The sequence below is a fragment of the Brucella grignonensis genome (assembly GCF_002252505.1).
GTDB classification, from domain to species: Bacteria; Pseudomonadota; Alphaproteobacteria; order Rhizobiales; family Rhizobiaceae; genus Brucella; species Brucella grignonensis.
The window spans coordinates 1-314 of record NZ_NNRL01000132.1 but is presented as its reverse complement, the minus strand read 5'-3'; the positions used below and the strand labels follow the sequence as shown (position 1 = coordinate 314).

The following is a 314-nucleotide window of genomic DNA, read 5'->3' as shown; positions in this document are numbered from 1 at the left end:
ATGCCGGACGAGGACCAGGCCGGCGACGTCGACCCAACGCCGGTCACGTGAGGCGACGGCCTCAGTGCAGGTCAGGAATCGCCGGGCCGCGAGGTCCTTCCGCAGAAAAGAAACGGGATGCCTGCGCAGCGTCAGGCCGATATGACCGTAATCCTCGACAACTTCTCTGCCGGCCATCATCGGCCGCAACGAAACGGTTGGCTCCGCCTGCTCGGCGACCGGCATGGCTTCCCGAGCTGCCGCCGCGGCGAACAGCGGTAACGGCTCGTCTCGCAGCGCCTTGATCGCCCACAGGGCCTCGCGCCGGGCGAGGC

1 pseudogene is annotated in these 314 nt (G+C 68.5%); it reads right to left on the bottom strand.

The features are described 5' to 3' along the window. Positions 1-314: pseudogene (locus CEV33_RS01570) on the bottom strand (OB-fold nucleic acid binding domain-containing protein); the annotation flags it as partial.